17 protein-coding genes are annotated in these 16,618 nt (G+C 43.1%); 7 read left to right on the forward strand and 10 right to left on the reverse strand.

Translation table 11 applies throughout. From position 1 onward, the window contains the following. Nucleotide 1: 1 nt before the first annotated feature. From DWW90_RS07990 to DWW90_RS08000, 3 genes are all read right to left on the reverse strand, one after another. Complete coding sequence (locus tag DWW90_RS07990) at nucleotides 2-3,274, reverse strand: TonB-dependent receptor (protein ID WP_233547675.1); 3,273 nt, start codon at nucleotides 3,272-3,274, stop codon at nucleotides 2-4. A 242-nt stretch (nucleotides 3,275-3,516) separates the two neighbouring features. Continuing rightward, complete coding sequence (locus DWW90_RS07995; protein ID WP_122344599.1) at nucleotides 3,517-4,539, reverse strand: FecR family protein; 1,023 nt, start codon at nucleotides 4,537-4,539, stop codon at nucleotides 3,517-3,519. Between the two features lie 95 nt (nucleotides 4,540-4,634). Then, entirely contained in the window at nucleotides 4,635-5,219 is a 585-nt protein-coding gene (locus tag DWW90_RS08000) for an RNA polymerase sigma-70 factor (protein ID WP_122344600.1), read from the reverse strand. A 150-nt stretch (nucleotides 5,220-5,369) separates the two neighbouring features. Between DWW90_RS08000 and DWW90_RS08005 the strand changes: the two genes are divergently transcribed. Beyond that, a complete protein-coding gene (locus DWW90_RS08005) occupies nucleotides 5,370-5,723 on the forward strand; it encodes a co-chaperone YbbN (protein ID WP_122344601.1) in 354 nt (117 codons plus the stop codon). 47 nt (nucleotides 5,724-5,770) lie between these two features. On the opposite strand, the gene DWW90_RS08010 is transcribed toward DWW90_RS08005, so the two are convergent. Together DWW90_RS08010 and DWW90_RS08015 are read right to left on the reverse strand one after the other, a co-directional pair. Then, the gene (locus tag DWW90_RS08010; protein ID WP_122344602.1) at nucleotides 5,771-9,223 is read right to left on the reverse strand and encodes an AAA domain-containing protein; all 3,453 of its coding nucleotides are present in this window, start codon (nucleotides 9,221-9,223) and stop codon (nucleotides 5,771-5,773) included. A 21-nt stretch (nucleotides 9,224-9,244) separates the two neighbouring features. After that, nucleotides 9,245-9,913, reverse strand: coding sequence for a DUF5715 family protein (locus DWW90_RS08015; RefSeq protein WP_115501270.1), 669 nt, complete (start codon nucleotides 9,911-9,913; stop codon nucleotides 9,245-9,247). Nucleotides 9,914-10,020: 107 nt separating this feature from the next. Here DWW90_RS08015 and DWW90_RS08020 point away from each other — a divergent pair, with 107 nt between their 5' ends. From DWW90_RS08020 to DWW90_RS08045, 6 genes are all read left to right on the forward strand, one after another. Beyond that, the gene (locus DWW90_RS08020; protein WP_122344603.1) at nucleotides 10,021-10,266 is read left to right on the forward strand and encodes a hypothetical protein; all 246 of its coding nucleotides are present in this window, start codon (nucleotides 10,021-10,023) and stop codon (nucleotides 10,264-10,266) included. Further along, complete coding sequence (locus tag DWW90_RS08025) at nucleotides 10,257-10,571, forward strand: type II toxin-antitoxin system RelE/ParE family toxin (RefSeq protein WP_122344604.1); 315 nt, start codon at nucleotides 10,257-10,259, stop codon at nucleotides 10,569-10,571. The genes DWW90_RS08020 and DWW90_RS08025 overlap by 10 nt, the downstream gene beginning before the upstream one ends. A 123-nt stretch (nucleotides 10,572-10,694) precedes the next feature. Continuing rightward, complete coding sequence (locus tag DWW90_RS08030; RefSeq protein WP_115501272.1) at nucleotides 10,695-11,675, forward strand: PhoH family protein; 981 nt, start codon at nucleotides 10,695-10,697, stop codon at nucleotides 11,673-11,675. A gap of 23 nt (nucleotides 11,676-11,698) precedes the next feature. Beyond that, entirely contained in the window at nucleotides 11,699-12,646 is a 948-nt protein-coding gene (locus tag DWW90_RS08035) for a phosphoribosylaminoimidazolesuccinocarboxamide synthase (protein WP_122332711.1), read from the forward strand. A 13-nt stretch (nucleotides 12,647-12,659) separates the two neighbouring features. Then, complete coding sequence (gene ubiE / locus DWW90_RS08040; RefSeq protein ID WP_115501273.1) at nucleotides 12,660-13,400, forward strand: bifunctional demethylmenaquinone methyltransferase/2-methoxy-6-polyprenyl-1,4-benzoquinol methylase UbiE; 741 nt, start codon at nucleotides 12,660-12,662, stop codon at nucleotides 13,398-13,400. A 26-nt stretch (nucleotides 13,401-13,426) separates the two neighbouring features. Next, nucleotides 13,427-14,170, forward strand: coding sequence for a shikimate dehydrogenase (locus DWW90_RS08045; protein ID WP_115501274.1), 744 nt, complete (start codon nucleotides 13,427-13,429; stop codon nucleotides 14,168-14,170). 62 nt (nucleotides 14,171-14,232) lie between these two features. On the opposite strand, the gene DWW90_RS08050 is transcribed toward DWW90_RS08045, so the two are convergent. The 5 genes from DWW90_RS08050 to DWW90_RS08070 all read right to left on the reverse strand — a co-directional run. Next, nucleotides 14,233-14,709 (reverse strand): hypothetical protein, encoded by a 477-nt coding sequence (locus tag DWW90_RS08050; RefSeq protein WP_122344605.1) that lies wholly within the window; start codon nucleotides 14,707-14,709, stop codon nucleotides 14,233-14,235. A 19-nt stretch (nucleotides 14,710-14,728) separates the two neighbouring features. Next, the gene (locus DWW90_RS08055; RefSeq protein ID WP_147292152.1) at nucleotides 14,729-15,181 is read right to left on the reverse strand and encodes a hypothetical protein; all 453 of its coding nucleotides are present in this window, start codon (nucleotides 15,179-15,181) and stop codon (nucleotides 14,729-14,731) included. Nucleotides 15,182-15,200: 19 nt separating this feature from the next. Next, nucleotides 15,201-15,653 carry a hypothetical protein gene (locus tag DWW90_RS08060; RefSeq protein WP_147292152.1) on the reverse strand — a complete coding sequence of 151 codons (453 nt, stop codon included), beginning with the start codon at nucleotides 15,651-15,653 and terminating at the stop codon, nucleotides 15,201-15,203. 19 nt (nucleotides 15,654-15,672) lie between these two features. Further along, entirely contained in the window at nucleotides 15,673-16,122 is a 450-nt protein-coding gene (locus tag DWW90_RS08065) for a hypothetical protein (RefSeq protein WP_147382410.1), read from the reverse strand. Nucleotides 16,123-16,151: 29 nt separating this feature from the next. Next, on the reverse strand, nucleotides 16,152-16,618 hold a 467-nt coding region (locus tag DWW90_RS08070), incomplete at its 5' end, for a hypothetical protein (RefSeq protein WP_233547676.1).

Here is a 16,618-nt window from a genome sequence, read left to right on the forward strand (position 1 = left end):
TTTAAAGTGATAACTTAATTCCAAATTGCAAACTGCGAGTCAACGGAAATGCTGTATATTCAGGATCCCATCCATCCCAACCTGTAAACGTATATAAATTTTTTCCTGTCAAAAACAGCTGTAACTGACTGATGACTCCTGTCTTTTGTAACAATTTCTTATCGAATGAATACATCAAAGAAACATCCTGAAGACGGACAAATCCTCTATTTTGATAAATACTTGTAGCTATCGGCTGATTTCTAAACAAAGCAAGTCCCTCATTGGAATGGTTTTCCGGTGTCCAATACTCTCTGATAGCCGGTTGGTTCAAACGAACTACATAATCTGAACTATTATCCGGAACCAAAAGACCATTGCCTCCCATATAATAGCCACCTCCGCCCAACATTGAGTTCAGCATAAAGTACAAAGACCAATTTTTCCATGTCAATGTATTGCTAAAGCTGAAACGGCAATTAGGATTCTTATTACCGATAATCTTACGATCATGTTCAGCATCAATCTTACCATCACCATTCAAATCAGCAAATTTCTGTTGCCCCGGATACCAACCTTCATAAATTTTACCGGAATACAGATCTTCCTCTTGCCAAACACCTTGCATTTCATAAGAATAAATAGCACCGATTGATTCACCGACAAACCATCCATTCGTTAAATCTTGTGTAGTTCCATCCCCATACAAATCTGTAATCTTATCCCGATTCAATGAAAATGTAAAACCGGATGTCCAAGAGAAATTCTTATTCTGGATATTGACAGAATTCAGTTCGACTTCCACGCCCTTATTATCAACACCACCTAAGTTTGCCCAAACCCAACTATATCCTGTGACATTCGGCAATGTCCGTTTTACCAAAACATCTGTTGTATGCGATTTATAGACTTCAAACGAACCATTTAAACGTTGATTAAAGAATCCGAAATCAATACCAAAGTTCCAAGACGAAGTACGTTCCCATTTCAAATCTTTGTTAGCCATTTCAGAAGGATATAAAGAAATAACCCTATCATCATCATAATTATAAGCTCCCATTCCTAATTTAGCGAGTGAGGCATAACGTCCAATTCCCTGATTACCATTCTGCCCATAAGAAAGACGCAATTTCAAATATACATCCTCAAACGGATTAAAGTCTTCCTCTGAAATCACCCAACCAATAGAGGCTGAAGGCAATGTTACAAACTTATTATTACTTCCAAATCCGGAAAAGCCATCACGACGTACTGTACCCGTAAACAAATAACGATTTTTATAATTGTAACTGATACGTCCCATCAAACCCACATTAGATTCCTGCCAAGCTGTACTTTTTTCAGTAAACAATGTACCGATACCCAAATTATTATAACCTAAATTGTCCGTATCGAACGATTCTGCAATAGCAGTAGTCTTATCGCCCCATCTTTTTTCTTTTGTATAAACAAATGTTGCATTCAATGAATGATCACCAAATGTTCTTTGATAAGCAAAAATATGATTAAATAAATAAGCATTTTCATTCTCCGGCTCTTTTATAGCTTTACCATTATTAATAAATCCTCCATCCACATCTGACGGATAAAACGAATTATTATCTCGATGATACCGGGTAGTTGAATAATTAAAATCATAAGACAAGCCTTTAATAAAAGGGACGTCAATACGCCCATTCAAGGTCAAAAAGAGTGTATTTCGCAAATCTGAATTATCAATAGCCAAATATTGTAATGGATCTTTCATAGATGATTCTGTTGCCAACTCCAGACGATAATATCCAGGTGTATCAAAATCATACGCAGCCAAAGGTGATGCTTTTGTTGCATAATCAAAATTAGCAGACACTCCCGAATAATCACGATGGGAGAAGTTAATGTTTGCACCGATTTTCAACCAATCTGTCACCTTTGTATCGACTTTCGCATTGAATGTATAACGCTTAAATTGATCATTTAGCAACAGACCTTCTTCATCATGGTAGGCTCCCGATAAATAATAATTCACATAATCAGAGCTGCCGGAAACACCAATATTATAATCTTGCGTCAAACCTGTCTGCATGACCTTGTCTATCCAATCAATATCATATGCTGTTCCCGAAAGATAGCTATCTTTTTCTTCTTGAGATCTCAGATAATAAGCTTTAGCTTCTCTACTCGACAAATCCGGATAAGCGGGACGACCTGCATCGCTTGTCGGATTTGTTTTATACCACGCACGTAAATCCTGTTGATAGGCATAATCAGCCAAACGCCTTGTATATTCTTCCGCATTCATATAACTTGCACTATGATTAGATGCAGACTGTGTCCCTATAGACATATTAAATGAAACCTTCGGTTTCTCTGTTTTTCCTTTTTTAGTTGTAATCAAGATTACGCCATTGGCCGAACGAGCACCATAGACAGCCGCTGCACTTGCATCTTTCAAAATATCAATACTGCTTATGTCATTTACATTGATATCGGACATTGCCCCATTGTAAATAATGCCATCCAAGACAATCAAAGGATTTTGAGAAGCTGAAAATGAAGTTGTTCCGCGAATGCTCAAACTCACATCTTCTCCGGCATATCCGCTTTGAGCCGTATTGACACCTGCTGTAGATCCAACAAGTGCCTGAGATAAACTTGTATTAGCAACAGCAGGAGATTCTTCCAAATTCACCCTTTTAACTGCTCCTGTCAAATCTTTCTTTTTCATAGTTCCATAACCAACTACAACCACTTCTTCCAATGTCTCCGTATCTTCCCTAAGAGTGATCGTATAAGAGGCTTGGTCCGTAATTTTTATTTCTTGAGAGACATATCCGATATAAGATACTATTAACGTTGCACCTGGTGCAACGTTAAGGACGAAGCGTCCTTCCGAATCGGAAATAACGCCGTTCATTGTTCCTTTTTCCACAATGTTCGCTCCGACCACCGGGCCGAATGCATCCAAGACAACGCCTGTGATCTCCTTTCCCTCTTGAGTGACTTTTGTTTCCTCAGCCTTTTTCTCCGTTATTATAATATTCTTATTATAAATCTTGAAGTCACAATCCGGCAGAATCAAAGCCAATATCTCCGATATTTTCTTATTCTCTGCATTCACTGTGACTCGCTTATGCGCATTAATAACCTTGTCATTATAATAAAATGTAAACTCACTCCTACTCTCTATTCCTTTTAGGACTTCTTTGACAGTAGAATTTTCCATGCTGAGGTTTATCCGCGTATTTTGCGCATAAGACTCCTCTGCCGAAAGTCTAAATAGCATAATGGTTAACATTATCAGGACTAATTTCATAATCCGAACATTTTTTTGTGTTAAGAAAGGACATAACACATCCCTTCCATAAAAATTATTCATATTTTTACATGGATTTTTTTGTTAGACTTTATCGCTGAACTCCGCCAAGAGAGCGATAGGTTAATAAAATTCTTAAATAGGTGGATGTTACCGCATTCACCTATTACTTTTGTAATATTTGCATCATTCCTCCTTTCCCATATTCTTATTATTTTTAAGGTTAATATTCCGCATCTATATTATTTAGGGATAATATATGCTTTTCCATTCTTTATCTTATATTTAATAGGAGCAATAAGACTTATTGCTTCCAAAACTTCCTCGATACTCTCTTGCCGGATCGTAAAAGAAAGACGAGTAGAAGAGGCGAACTGTTCCGGACATTCAATATCCATATTATAGCGTCCTCCCATACTAATCAAAATATCAGACAGATAGTCATTATCGAACACCAAACGGTCTTTAATCCAATCGGTGTACAAGCCCACTTTTGCTTCCCGGACGGAAAAGACTTGATCAGACTTTTGGTATTTGAATAATTCATTAGGTTTCAAATAAACCGGTTCTTTCACTCCTTTTCCCGATATTTTTACACTACCGTTTAATAAGGCTGTCTGCACAAACTCAGTGTAAGAATAGCTGTCGACATTAAAACAAGTACCCAAGACTTCGACATCTATCTCTCCTGCCTGCACAATAAAAGGCTTTTTCATATCTTTCTCTATTTCGAAATAGGCTTCGCCTTCCAAAGTCACCAACCGCTTGTCACCGGCAAATTGACTCGGATAAGTCAGTTTTGTTTCAGAATTCAGCCAAACAACCGATCCGTCCGGTAGCGTAAACCGGCCTTTGCTTCCTTTTGCCGTTATCAGTTGATTTTGTATTATGACATCCTGAACAGAATGTTCCCTCCAACTGCCGAGACCATAACCGATTCCCAACAAGAGCAGCAATACAGCTGCGATCCGTGTCCAATGCCAAACGACCCATAATGCTTTTTTCTTCGCAAGTGATTCTTTTTCCATTCGGCCCTGCTCCTGCAAGATGCGGTCTTTCAGTTTCCCCAAAGCAATATCAACCTCCAACTCATTTCCGGCAGCTACATTGCAGGATAGCCACAAGTCGCGGATTGCAGTAAAATCATCCCGGTTTTCGTTCGATTGTTTCAGCCACTGAAGCAAAAACATCTTCTCACCCAGTTCTGCCGAACCATCCAGATAGCGGATTATGATTTCGTTGATATCGTTTGTTTCTTCTTTCATTACAGATACATTTATTAGTAATACAAGAAAAAGCAATTATACCCTACCTTCTTCGACAAAAAATTCCCCTGAAAAAAAAATGTTCCCCTGACGGCCTAATGAGAAAGACAGGTTACTGCCAGTACCAATAAAGGGTATAAGCCTTTTTGGATAAGATGTTGCTTCAAGCCGTAAAGAGCTTTGCTTATTTGCTTTTCAACCGCTTTGACGCTAATACCCTGTTGCTCGGCTATCTCACGATTTTTCAGACCATAGCTCCGACTCAACATAAATATCTTATGGCATTGGGGAGGAAGAGTATTTATATAAGACATGATTTCTTCTTCCAGTTCTTTCAATAACAGACTTTGCTCAGAGTTCTGCATATAAGAGGAGACATACAGCTCCAATATATCCGGTTCCCTTTCCGGTTCCAGCGGATATACACCCTGCTGTTTTTTATTCAGAGCATTCAGGGCATGCGTATAAACAGCCCTGAAAAGATAGGATTTTACAGCTTCATCTTCAAAACGAATACTTTCACGCCGTCTCCATAGCTCATAAAAAACATCCTGCACAATATCTTCGGCTAAGTCCTTGTCGCTAACAAAACGGAAAGCATACGCACGCAACGGCTTATAAAAGCGTTTAAACAAAGCTTCCAAAACCGCAAAATCTTGAACGTATTTTTCTGATAGCATGAGTCTCCTTCTTTATGAATAACAAAAATACAGATATTTTTTATTAATAGCCGCCAGAAAGGCAATATTGATAACTCTATAAGCAATATTGCCATTTACAATGCAGTTGCATTATATGTATCTTTGTATCATCAATAAAAAGAAAGCAATATGACACCCATTGAATTGACAAAAGCGGAATTTATACAACGAGTAGGAAACTTTGAAGAGAATCCGAAGGATTGGAAATATGTAGGAGACAAACCTTGCATCGTGGATTTTCATGCACCCTGGTGCGGTTATTGTAAACGCCTGGCACCTATCCTGGATGAGTTTGCAGAAGAATATGACGGCCAACTTTATATCTACAAAGTAAACGTAGACGAAGAAGAAGAACTGGAAACAGCTTTCAAAATCCGGACAATTCCGACTTTGCTCCTTTGCCGTATGGATGGTAACAAGGAAACGATGCTTGGGACGATGGGTAAACCGGAACTTCGTAAGGTGATCGAAGGTCTCTTATAAACTTTAGAGAGTTGAAGTTAGATGGGAAGAATCAGGGAAGCAGACCGCTACATCTGATTCTTTCCTTCTACTTTTATACGGATCGAATTGGGAGTCCGCTGCAAACAAGCACAAAAGATTTCTATATCATTTGTCTTTTGCATCAGTTCCTGTAATATCCGGCATTCCTCTTCCGACCACGGTTCATAGTGGCGGGGATATCGCTCGCGGGTTTTCCGGATTGACTCGGAAACATTCTTTTTCTGAATTTCCAACTGCAGGATTCGTCGCTTGAAATCTGCTAAATCTGCATCGGTGCAAGCGTCTATCGGATCTGCATCAAAGAAACCCGCAAAGACAGGAAGAGGCTCGAAAAGAACTGCTTCCGGCTCTATCCGGTCTAATTCCTTCACCAGATTTGAGATATGTTTCGTTGCTTCGGGATGAAGAAGTTTAATTGAACATTCATGCCGGGAATAGACCTCATCCCTACTCGCAGAAAGCCAGTTAAACGAACCTTCCACCAGTACGTCGTTATCGATTGCAAGCGATTTATTATGAATACCTTTCAATAGAACCAGTTTGACGCCGTTCTCTATTAAAGCCTGTCGTCCGGCATTTGCCTCTTCCTTCAACAGCCCGGTCCGTCCATTATAATCCAAACGGGAATCGGAATAGACCACGACTTCTACTCCACGCCGCACGGTTTCCCGGATTCGGGGAATAAGGTCATCATGCTCGATTGCCCGGATCGAGATAAAAGGAGAAACGATCAGCAATCTTTTTGTTGCCTCTTTTAATGCCTGCTGCAATAAACCGATGTGCGCCTCCAATGTCGATAAACGTTCGGCAGGCTGATAACGGCAAAGCGGTTCTTTCTGCTGATAAATGAAATTACCGGATATCTCGTTCGCTGGATCATCAAACAACCATTTCGCCAAATTCCCTACCGGTGTATTCCGTTCGGGATGGAAAATATTCATATTTCCAAACACTAAAAAATGAGACTGTGCCCGCGAAACAGCGACATTAAGCATATTGTACTTTCCTCCCTGCTCCATAAAATAAGAAGCATCGCCGGGAGAATTAACCGACGAAAAGATTACGACCGGACACTGTGCTCCCTGCAAAGAATGGACGGTACCGATCGTCATGCCGGTAAATGCCTCCGCTTCCGGAGATGCTTTCGCCAAGTTGCATATGGTTTCTTCCTGTGCTTTAAAGGGAGTGACAATCGCCACTATTTTATTGATCGGATCTTTGTAAGCTCTTTCCAGATTATCCTTTTCTTTTTCCAGCCAGGATACGATTGAGGCCGCTTCCGCTTTATTCAATACACTGCCCGTTCCACCTTTTTCGCTTACTCCGTTAACATGGACATAGCCTTTAGAAGGCAAGGCTTTATATTTCACCTTGTTTCCCTTCTTCGGCAACAAACGGCCATGATAGATATAGTCATTACAATAAGCAATAATCGGATCTACACAACGCCGGTGTTCTGTCAGGAAAGCACCTCTTTCCCCGGCAACTTCAAAGCTACAACTCTTCCTTGCCATCTTCATGATACTTCCGGATGAAGACAGGAAACCGTTCTCTCTCAAAAACGCATACATTTTATCCGACTCGGAAGAGATCAGGCCGAAACGCTTCAGATTGATACAGGAATATTCTTCCGAGATAGACCATATCGGTTCGATCTGCTCCACATCTCCAACCAGAATCGCTTGTTTGGCCAGGCTGAAAGAAGGGATTGCCAATTCGGGAGAGACCTGTCCCGACTCATCTACGATCAACAAATCAATCGAATCATAAAGCGGTGCATCCCACTCCCCGCTATCGACACAAACCATATATTTCGGCAAAGAATGGAAAGTCGAAATAAAGACCGGCATCACACAAGCTAACCTCTTCAAACGCTCGGTATAATCTTCACGCCCCCGGGTTTCCTCTTCCTTGTCACATTCTGCCAGCCGGCGGATAAACTCGGCTTCCCGATCATGGATGGCATACCAAAACAAAAGATAACGGTAACTGATATCCAGTCGTACCGCCATATCTTCCGTATAAGGAAGGGAGCTATATTCCGGATTGGCGGTCAACTTGTCATAGCGATCTTTAAAGTCTTTCGTCTGTTCCCAACCCTTTATCACATCTTCATAACTTGGAAGCTTTTGCAGTTTACGGATCAGCTTGCCCACGAACCCCTTATCCTCCATCTCATTTCCATACTGTTTGAGACTGGCGACATTCAAACAGACTTCAATTTCTTTCCGTATCTCTTTCATTCGCCTACGCAGAAAACGCTGGCATGCAATTTCATTATGGCAGGACGTCTTAAAGAACCGGTTGAAATGTTCCAGATAAAACCGGCGATATTCTTCCAATCGGGCAGGATCGTCATATTCATTCGGAAAACCGTCACCTTTCGTATTGAACATCATTTTATACAGGTCTTTCTGTTCGTCTTTTCCGGACAGATATAATCCCAACGTATCCAATCCAGGCAACCAACGGAGGGATAACGGATCTACAGGCTTATCTTCAGTAGGCTGCTCAATCTTAAAATCTTTCAGGATATTGGTAATCGCCTGATTATTGGCGGAACTGGCAACGATGATATCCGGATCCTCAGGATGGTTGAGTACGGTATGGACGATCCGATTCGCAATCACAGTCTGTAGAAAAGTCGTTTTACCGGTTCCCGGAGGTCCGTTGACGGCAAATATATCAGAGCTATCCGGTTCCGTGTACATGGCAAGCGTCTCGCGTTGGGAGACGGACAGAGGGAACTCACCACTCATTTGTGCCCAATGCTCCTTATTGCAATAAACATGCTGTTTGTTGGGTACAGGCAACAGCGTTTCCTGCTTTTTACGGATCAGGAGTTCCAGCAAAGGATGGGAGGCTTTACTCTCCAGCAACTTGTCATATAGATTAATAATTTTTTGCGCCATTCCCCGCCCGGGTGCTTTTACAACGACAATTTCAGGTTTATCGGCATAATTCATTTCCCGGAAAGTCAAACCGGTTGCATTCCGGAACAGGGTTTCACAAGCCGCCCAATACTTTTTCCAATCCGTCTCTTCAGTATCAAACTCGCTTAACAGCCGGTCCACATTCGAAAGGGATGCAATGGTTCGGTCATTGCGTGCATTCGGTTCCAGAAACATACGGACAAAAACCGGAACCCGCTCGGCCTTGTTATCACACACCTGAAACGTTCCGTCCGGCAATAACGTAACCGTAATCAAAAAAGGATAATCCGGTGTATTCTGTTTGGAAGCCCACCCGTTTTCATACTCCGGCAGAAGGACGCAAGGAGCAATCTGCACTTTCCGTTTTTCATCTTTCTCTTTTTGTTTCTCCTTTGAAAAAAGCAGGGGAATATCTTTGCGAAGAATAAACTCCGGGATCTTGTCGCCAATCCGCAATGTGATCCGCGCCTCTTTCTTCAGCGATCTGTTTTTGCGCTCCGCATCCAACAGGCAGTTTTTCCAATATTTCAGTAGTTTTTTGTCCATTCGATCCGTTAGCTGTTGTTTTTATTTTTTCTCCCGGGCTGTGATATGGAAGCACCCTTGCTTGCGTTCGTGCTTGACATAACAACGTTCTTCCCGCTTCAAGTCGCGCAAAACCATTGCCAACACCATTTTCAGCCGGTCATTATCGATGTTCAAAGTATCGCTTTCATCCACTTTCGTGTAACGTACCCACGACACGTCGAAGGTTGTTCCATAACGATGGGCAGAGTTCTGGGATGAGTTGGTATTTCTTTTCTTCAGGTTCTTAACATCATCGATCGTACGGGTGACACTGGTCACTTTTACCTTGTAAATAGAAGCATTCAGATTACGGAGGGAATCTTGAAAATTACGCCCGATATCTTCCAACAATTTAGCAGCGGAAGGAATCAGATACGGAATGGAATGCTTCAGTTCCTCCACCTCATAGTATTCATTGGTGCTGATTTCCTTCATCTCCTTTTTCACTTTTTCCGCTTCCTCACGGTTCGATGCCGGTTTGATGCCAATACGTTCGGCTTCCGCCAAGTGCACATCGTTCAAATCCTTGAAATCGCGGTTGTAGCTTCCATTATACCAAATACGTTTCAACTCACCGCGCTGTTCCTTTTTACCACAGGACGAGCAGATTGCTGCCGCCGCAAAGGCAGCCATTATAAACCAAATACTAAGTGTTGTTTTCTTCATCATTATTCTTTTAGGGTGAACAAAAGTACATAATCTTTCACGAATAATCTTCCGTGATGGAAAAAATACGTACATTTGTGAATCTTAATATGAAACTAATAGAGTATTGTATGGACACATTAGAATTAAAACTATCGCTTATCGAACAATTGAAAACGATTGACGACAAAAAGCTTTTGACACAGATCAAAAACCTTATCTGCATTTCAACCGAAAGAAAGCAGGAAGAACGCTTACCGGCACAAATGACGCTGGACGAGCTGAAAGAAGTGCTGAAGAAATCGAAAGAAGACTTCAAAAACGGAAGATATATGACTACAGAAGAACTACGTAAACGACATCCATTATGCGAATAGAAATTGCCTGGTCAGATAATGCCATTGCCTTACTTAATGGAATTTACAACTATTATTATAAAAAGAGCCCGACCGCAGCTATCCGTTTGTACAATAACATATTGGATTCAGCCGAACCTTTACGAACTTTCCCTAATGCAGGTCCTGTCGAACCCCTTCTGGAAGAGTATGAAGATGGTTTTCGCTCCATTGTCGCAGAAAAACACTACAAGCTGATTTATACCGTTAAAGAAGAACTGGTCGAAATCCATGCCGTATGGGATTGCCGGCAGGAAGGATGGCGTCTGAAAGAAATGTTCAAATAATCTTCATAGATACGAAACAAAATATCCGGCAATTTATTCTTAGCATAAAGAATATTACTAATTTTGTCTGCCTGAATGAATGTGAAAAGAATTCACGGAAAAGGCAGAACTAAAATAGATTGAATGATTGAACGAATTTATATTCTTGAGAGCGTAGACCCGGTGATATTCTACGGCGTAAACAATGTCAATATGCAGTTAATAAAGACATTGTTTCCCAAACTGCGTATCGTAGCGAGAGGAAATGTAATGAAAGTGATCGGTGATGAAGACGAATCGGAACTCTTTCTCAAGAAAATTCGCGAAGTAGAGAAATATTGCGAAGAATTCAACTCGCTGAGCGAAGATGTCATCCTGGACATCATCAAAGGGAAAACCCCGGTGGTTACCAAACAGGAAAACCTCATTATCCACGGGATGAACGGAAAACCGATTGTTGCCCGCACGGAGAATCAGCAACGCCTTGTCAAGGCATTCGAGGAAAACGACCTCGTCTTCGCAACAGGACCTGCCGGAACAGGCAAAACGTTTGTCGCTATCGCCCTTGCCGTAAAAGCATTAAAGAATAAGGAAATCCGCAAAATCATCCTGAGCCGCCCGGCAGTCGAAGCCGGCGAAAAGTTGGGATTCCTCCCCGGCGAGATGAAAGACAAGCTCGATCCGTATCTCCAACCGTTGTACGACGCCCTGCAGGATATGATTCCGGCAGCCAAGCTGAAAGAATATATGGAGAACAATGTGATCCAGATCGCCCCGCTCGCCTTTATGCGTGGACGTACGCTGAACGAAGCCGTTATCATCCTCGACGAAGCCCAGAACACGACAACGCACCAGATCAAGATGTTCCTGACGCGCCTCGGCATGAACGCCAAAATGATCATCACCGGCGACGTGACGCAGATCGACCTGCCCCCCACGGCAACCTCCGGGCTGGTGCAAGCCATGCAGATACTGAAAGGCGTCAAAGGAATCGGTAAAATCGAATTCGAAAAGAAAGACATCGTCCGCCATAAACTCGTCCAGCGCATCGTGGAAGCCTACGATAAATTCGACAGCAAACGTATAAAAAACAACAATATTAATAACAGTCAGGACGCCAAATAAGCGCCCCCATAAAAACAATGGTTATGAAGAAGGCATTGACAAAAACAGACTTCAATTTCCCCGGACAGAAGAGTGTCTATCACGGTAAAGTCCGCGACGTGTACAACATCAACGACGAAGTGTTGGTAATGGTTGCAACAGACCGTATCTCCGCATTCGACGTCGTACTGCCGGAAGGCATCCCCTACAAAGGCCAGATGCTGAACCAGATCGCAGCCAAATTCTTAGATGCGACTACAGACATTTGCCCGAACTGGAAAATGGCGACTCCGGACCCGATGGTAACCGTCGGTGTAATGTGCCAGGGATTCCCTGTTGAAATGATCGTACGCGGTTACCTTTGCGGAAGCGCATGGCGTGCTTACAAGAGCGGCGTACGCGAAATCTGCGGCATAAAACTGCCGGAAGGTATGCGTGAAAACGAACGTTTCCCCGAACCAATCGTAACCCCGACAACGAAAGCCGAGATCGGCGAACACGATGCCGACATCTCCAAAGAAGAAATCCTGGCACAAGGCCTGGCTACTCCCGAAGAATACGAACTGCTGGAGAAATATACACTCGCCCTCTTCAAACGCGGCACGGAGATCGCTGCCGAACGCGGCCTGATCCTTGTCGACACGAAGTATGAATTCGGCAAACACGACGGCAAGATCTACCTGATGGACGAAATCCACACACCGGACTCTTCCCGTTATTTCTACAGCGAAGGCTACGAAGAACGCTTTGCCAAAGGCGAACCCCAGAAACAGCTCTCCAAGGAATTCGTTCGCGAATGGTTGATGGAAAACGGCTTCCAGGGTAAGGCTGGACAGAAAGTGCCTGAAATGACTCCGGCTATCGTCGAAGGCATCAGCGAACGTTACATCGAGCTGTTCGAACACATCACCGGTGAGAAGTTCGTAAAAGGAGACACAGACAACCTGTTGTCACGCATCGAAAAGAACGTGACCGAATATCTCAACAAATAAGAAAGACACGGATATGGCAAAGTACGGTTCAGAACAGATTCTACCCTACAACAACGAGGAGCACAAGGCGACGCAGGTCAAGCGTATGTTTGACTCCATCGCCGGCACGTACGATCGGCTGAACCATACGCTTTCGCTCGGTATCGACAAAATATGGCGCAGGAAAGGGATTGCTTTTCTGCGCCCTTTCTCACCCGCTTCGATACTCGACATTGCCACCGGAACGGGCGACTTAGCCATCTCCATGTACCGCCGGCTGAAAGCGGACCGCATTGTCGGGGCCGACATCTCGGAAGGCATGATGGAAGTCGGGCGCCGCAAAGTGGCCGAAGCCGGACTGTCGGAACATATCTCGTTCGAATACCAGGACTGCACGGCGCTGACCTATCCCGACAACTCGTTCGACGCCGTCACCGCCGCCTTCGGAGTCCGTAACTTCGAAGACATAGAACAGGGAATATCCGAAATGTACCGCGTACTGAAACCGGGCGGCCACCTGATGATCCTCGAACTGTCATCGCCGGAACATTTCCCGATGAAACAACTCTACACCGTTTATTCTAAATTCGTTATCCCGAACATCGGCCGGTTACTCTCAAAAGAGCACACAGCCTACAGCTATCTGCCGGCCTCCATCAAAGTCGTTCCGCAAGGGAAAGTAATGACCGACCTGCTCAGCCACGTCGGTTTCAACCAGGCGCGATCCAGGACTTTTACTTTCGGGATATGTTCGTTATATACTGCCTGCAAATAATATTTAATCATCTTAATTTACCGGTCATGCAAAAATATGGTTTAATAGGATACCCCCTCGGACATTCTTTTTCAAAGAACTACTTCAACCAGAAGTTCGAATCCGAGAAAATTGATGCAACTTATCTGAACTTCGAGATCCCGAACATCAAAGATCTGAAGACTGTATTGAAAGACAATCCCGAACTCTGCGGCCTGAACGTCACCATCCCCTACAAGGAACAAGTCATCCCCTACCTGGATGACCTGGACGAAGATGCCCGCTTGATCGGAGCCGTCAATGTGATCAAATTCACCAAAGGTCTTTTCGGCAAGCTAAAGCTGAAAGGCTACAATTCCGATATCATCGGTTTCAAACGTTCCATCGAGCCACTGTTAGACGAAAGCCACCGCAAAGCGCTGATCCTCGGAACCGGAGGCGCCTCGAAAGCCGTCTTCCAAGGACTGAAACAGTTAGGTGTAGGCGCAACGTTAGTTTCCCGCAAACCGAAAGAATTCTGCATCACCTACGAGGAAATCACGCCCAAGACAATGGAACAATACACCGTCATCGTCAACACGACACCACTCGGCATGTTCCCCAACATCAACACCTGCCCGGATATCCCCTACGACCTGCTGACTCCGAAACATCTGCTGTACGACCTTCTGTACAATCCGGATGAAACCCTTTTCATGAAGAAAGGAAAAGAAAAAGGCGCCGTCGTGAAGAACGGACTCGAGATGCTGCTCTTGCAAGCATTCGCAGGCTGGGAGATCTGGCAGAAATAAAGAAAAAAGGGGGCTGTCGGAAGCCCCCTCTCGGTTATTCAAGATAATTACAGGCAGAGGAGTTAGGGCAAAACTATTTTACAAGTTAGACCGCACAAGTCATAGCAAATCAGTTCTACTTCCGCATAGGTCAACACGATCGGATTATACTCCATTCCATCTAAACAAGGCTTCACTTCGCCAGAGAAACTAATATTTGCTATCACGCCAAATGAATCTCCATAATGGCTATCCGAAAACAGAGACTCCGGTAAATTGACAGGACAAACATACAATTCAGAACCATCCTGAAGCCGATAACAAATCCTATATTGTTTCTTACCGTCTACCTTTCGTATCAACAGATCTCCATACATATTAGTTACGTCATAAAGCGTATTGGATTCCGTATAAACCGCATCTGCCTTTTCCAACGCTACCTCGAATGGGGCGCAAGGATCATATTCTTCCTCCTCGTCGTCCCCACAGGACGCAAACCCGCTGCAAAACGAGAGCAGCAGGCAGAGAAGCATTATTAAATTGACATTTTCTTTTCTCATTGCAAAACTATTTTAGAGGTTAGATCGTAGCAAGATTACAAATAAGAATTATTTCCGCATAGGTCAACACGATCGGATTATACTCCATTCCTTCTAACTGGAGCTTCACTTCGCCGGAAAACCAAATACCTGCTATCACACTAAATGAATCTCCATAATAGCTATCCGGAAACAGAGACTCCGGTAAATTGACAGGACAAACATACAATTCAGAACCATCCTGAAGCCGATAATAAATCTGATATTGTATCTTACCGTCTACCTTTCGTATCAACAGTTCTCCAAACATATTAGTTACATCATAAAGCGTATTGGATTCCGTATAAACCGCATCTGCCTTTTCCAACGCTACCTCGAATGGGGCGCAAGGATCATATTCTTCCTCCTCGTCGTCCCCACAGGACGCAAACCCGCTGCAAAACGAGAGCAGCAGGCAGAGAAGCATTATTAAATTGACATTTTCTTTTCTCATTGCAAAACTATTTTAGAGGTTAGATCGTAGCAAGATTACAAATAAGAATTATTTCCGCATAGGTCAACACGATCGGATTATACTCCATTCCTTCTAACTGGAGCTTCACTTCGCCGGAAAACCAAATACCTGCTATCACACTAAATGAATCTCCATAATAGCTATCCGGAAACAGAGACTCCGGTAAATTGACAGGACAAACATACAATTCAGAACCATCCTGAAGCCGATAATAAATCTGATATTGTATCTTACCGTCTACCTTTCGTATCAACAGTTCTCCAAACATATTAGTTACATCATAAAGCGTATTGGATTCCGTATAAACCGCATCTGCCTTTTCCAACGCTACCTCGAATGGGGCGCAAGGATCATATTCTTCCTCCTCGTCGTCCCCACAGGACGCAAACCCGCTGCAAAACGAGAGCAGCAGGCAGAGGAGCATTATTAAATTGACATTTTCTTTTCTCATTGCAAAACAATTTTACAGGTTAGACCGAATCAAGAAACCAACTCAGACTTATTTTCGCATAGGTCAACACAATCGGAGTACACTCCATTCCCTCTAAGCGAGGCTTCACTTCGCCGGAGAACCTAATATTACCTACCGTGCCAAATGAATCGCTAAAAGAGTAATCCGAAAACAGAGACTCCGGCAAATTGACAGGATTAAAATACAATTCAGAACCATCCTGAGGCCGATAATAAATCTGATATTGTATCTTACCGTCTACCTTTCGTATCTGCAGATCTCCCTCCATATTGGTTATACCATAAAGCGTATTGGATTCCAAATAAACCGAATCCGCCTTTTCCAATGACACCTCGAACCAAGAATCATATTTATCTTCCTCCTCATCATCCCCACAGGACGCAAACCCGCTGCAAAACGAGAGCAGCAGGCAGAAGAGCATTATTAAATTGACATTTTCTTTTCTCATTGCAAAACAATTTTACAGGTTAGACCGAATTAAGTAATACAAGTAAGAATTATTTCCGCATAGGTCAATACGATCGGATTATACTCCATTCCCTCTAAGCAAGGCTTCACTTCGCCGGAGAACCTAATATGTGCTATCATGCCATATGGATCTTCATAAACATTATCCGGTAACAGAGACTCCGGAAACGAAGCCTCCGGTAAATTGACAGGACAAACATACAATTCAGAACCATCCTGAAGCCGATAACAAATCCTATATTGTTTCTTACCGTCTACCTTTCGTATCAACAGATCTCCATACATATTAGTTACGTCATAAAGCGTATTGGATTCCGTATAAAACGGATCCGCCTTTTCCAACGCCACCTCGAACGGGGCGCAAGGATCATATTCTTCCTCATCGTCGTCCCCACAGGACGCAAACCCGCTGCAAAACGAGAGCAGCAGGCAGAGGAGCATTATTAAATTGATATTTTCTTTTCTCATTGCAAAAC

It is taken from the genome of Parabacteroides sp. AF17-28, from assembly GCF_003479205.1.
Classification (GTDB): Bacteria; Bacteroidota; Bacteroidia; order Bacteroidales; family Tannerellaceae; genus Parabacteroides; species Parabacteroides acidifaciens.

Excerpts from the sequence above, each read along its gene's own strand:
- DWW90_RS07990 (WP_233547675.1), bottom strand. The coding sequence starts at position 3,274 with ATGAAATTAGTCCTGATAATGTTAACCATTATGCTATTTAGACTTTCG.
- DWW90_RS07995 (WP_122344599.1), bottom strand. The coding sequence starts at position 4,539 with ATGAAAGAAGAAACAAACGATATCAACGAAATCATAATCCGCTATCTG.
- DWW90_RS08000 (WP_122344600.1), bottom strand. The coding sequence starts at position 5,219 with ATGCTATCAGAAAAATACGTTCAAGATTTTGCGGTTTTGGAAGCTTTG.
- DWW90_RS08005 (WP_122344601.1), top strand. The coding sequence starts at position 5,370 with ATGACACCCATTGAATTGACAAAAGCGGAATTTATACAACGAGTAGGA.
- DWW90_RS08010 (WP_122344602.1), bottom strand. The coding sequence starts at position 9,223 with ATGGACAAAAAACTACTGAAATATTGGAAAAACTGCCTGTTGGATGCG.
- DWW90_RS08015 (WP_115501270.1), bottom strand. The coding sequence starts at position 9,913 with ATGATGAAGAAAACAACACTTAGTATTTGGTTTATAATGGCTGCCTTT.
- DWW90_RS08020 (WP_122344603.1), top strand. The coding sequence starts at position 10,021 with ATGGACACATTAGAATTAAAACTATCGCTTATCGAACAATTGAAAACG.
- DWW90_RS08025 (WP_122344604.1), top strand. The coding sequence starts at position 10,257 with ATGCGAATAGAAATTGCCTGGTCAGATAATGCCATTGCCTTACTTAAT.
- DWW90_RS08030 (WP_115501272.1), top strand. The coding sequence starts at position 10,695 with ATGATTGAACGAATTTATATTCTTGAGAGCGTAGACCCGGTGATATTC.
- DWW90_RS08035 (WP_122332711.1), top strand. The coding sequence starts at position 11,699 with ATGAAGAAGGCATTGACAAAAACAGACTTCAATTTCCCCGGACAGAAG.
- ubiE (WP_115501273.1), top strand. The coding sequence starts at position 12,660 with ATGGCAAAGTACGGTTCAGAACAGATTCTACCCTACAACAACGAGGAG.
- DWW90_RS08045 (WP_115501274.1), top strand. The coding sequence starts at position 13,427 with ATGCAAAAATATGGTTTAATAGGATACCCCCTCGGACATTCTTTTTCA.
- DWW90_RS08050 (WP_122344605.1), bottom strand. The coding sequence starts at position 14,709 with ATGAGAAAAGAAAATGTCAATTTAATAATGCTTCTCTGCCTGCTGCTC.
- DWW90_RS08055 (WP_147292152.1), bottom strand. The coding sequence starts at position 15,181 with ATGAGAAAAGAAAATGTCAATTTAATAATGCTTCTCTGCCTGCTGCTC.
- DWW90_RS08060 (WP_147292152.1), bottom strand. The coding sequence starts at position 15,653 with ATGAGAAAAGAAAATGTCAATTTAATAATGCTCCTCTGCCTGCTGCTC.
- DWW90_RS08065 (WP_147382410.1), bottom strand. The coding sequence starts at position 16,122 with ATGAGAAAAGAAAATGTCAATTTAATAATGCTCTTCTGCCTGCTGCTC.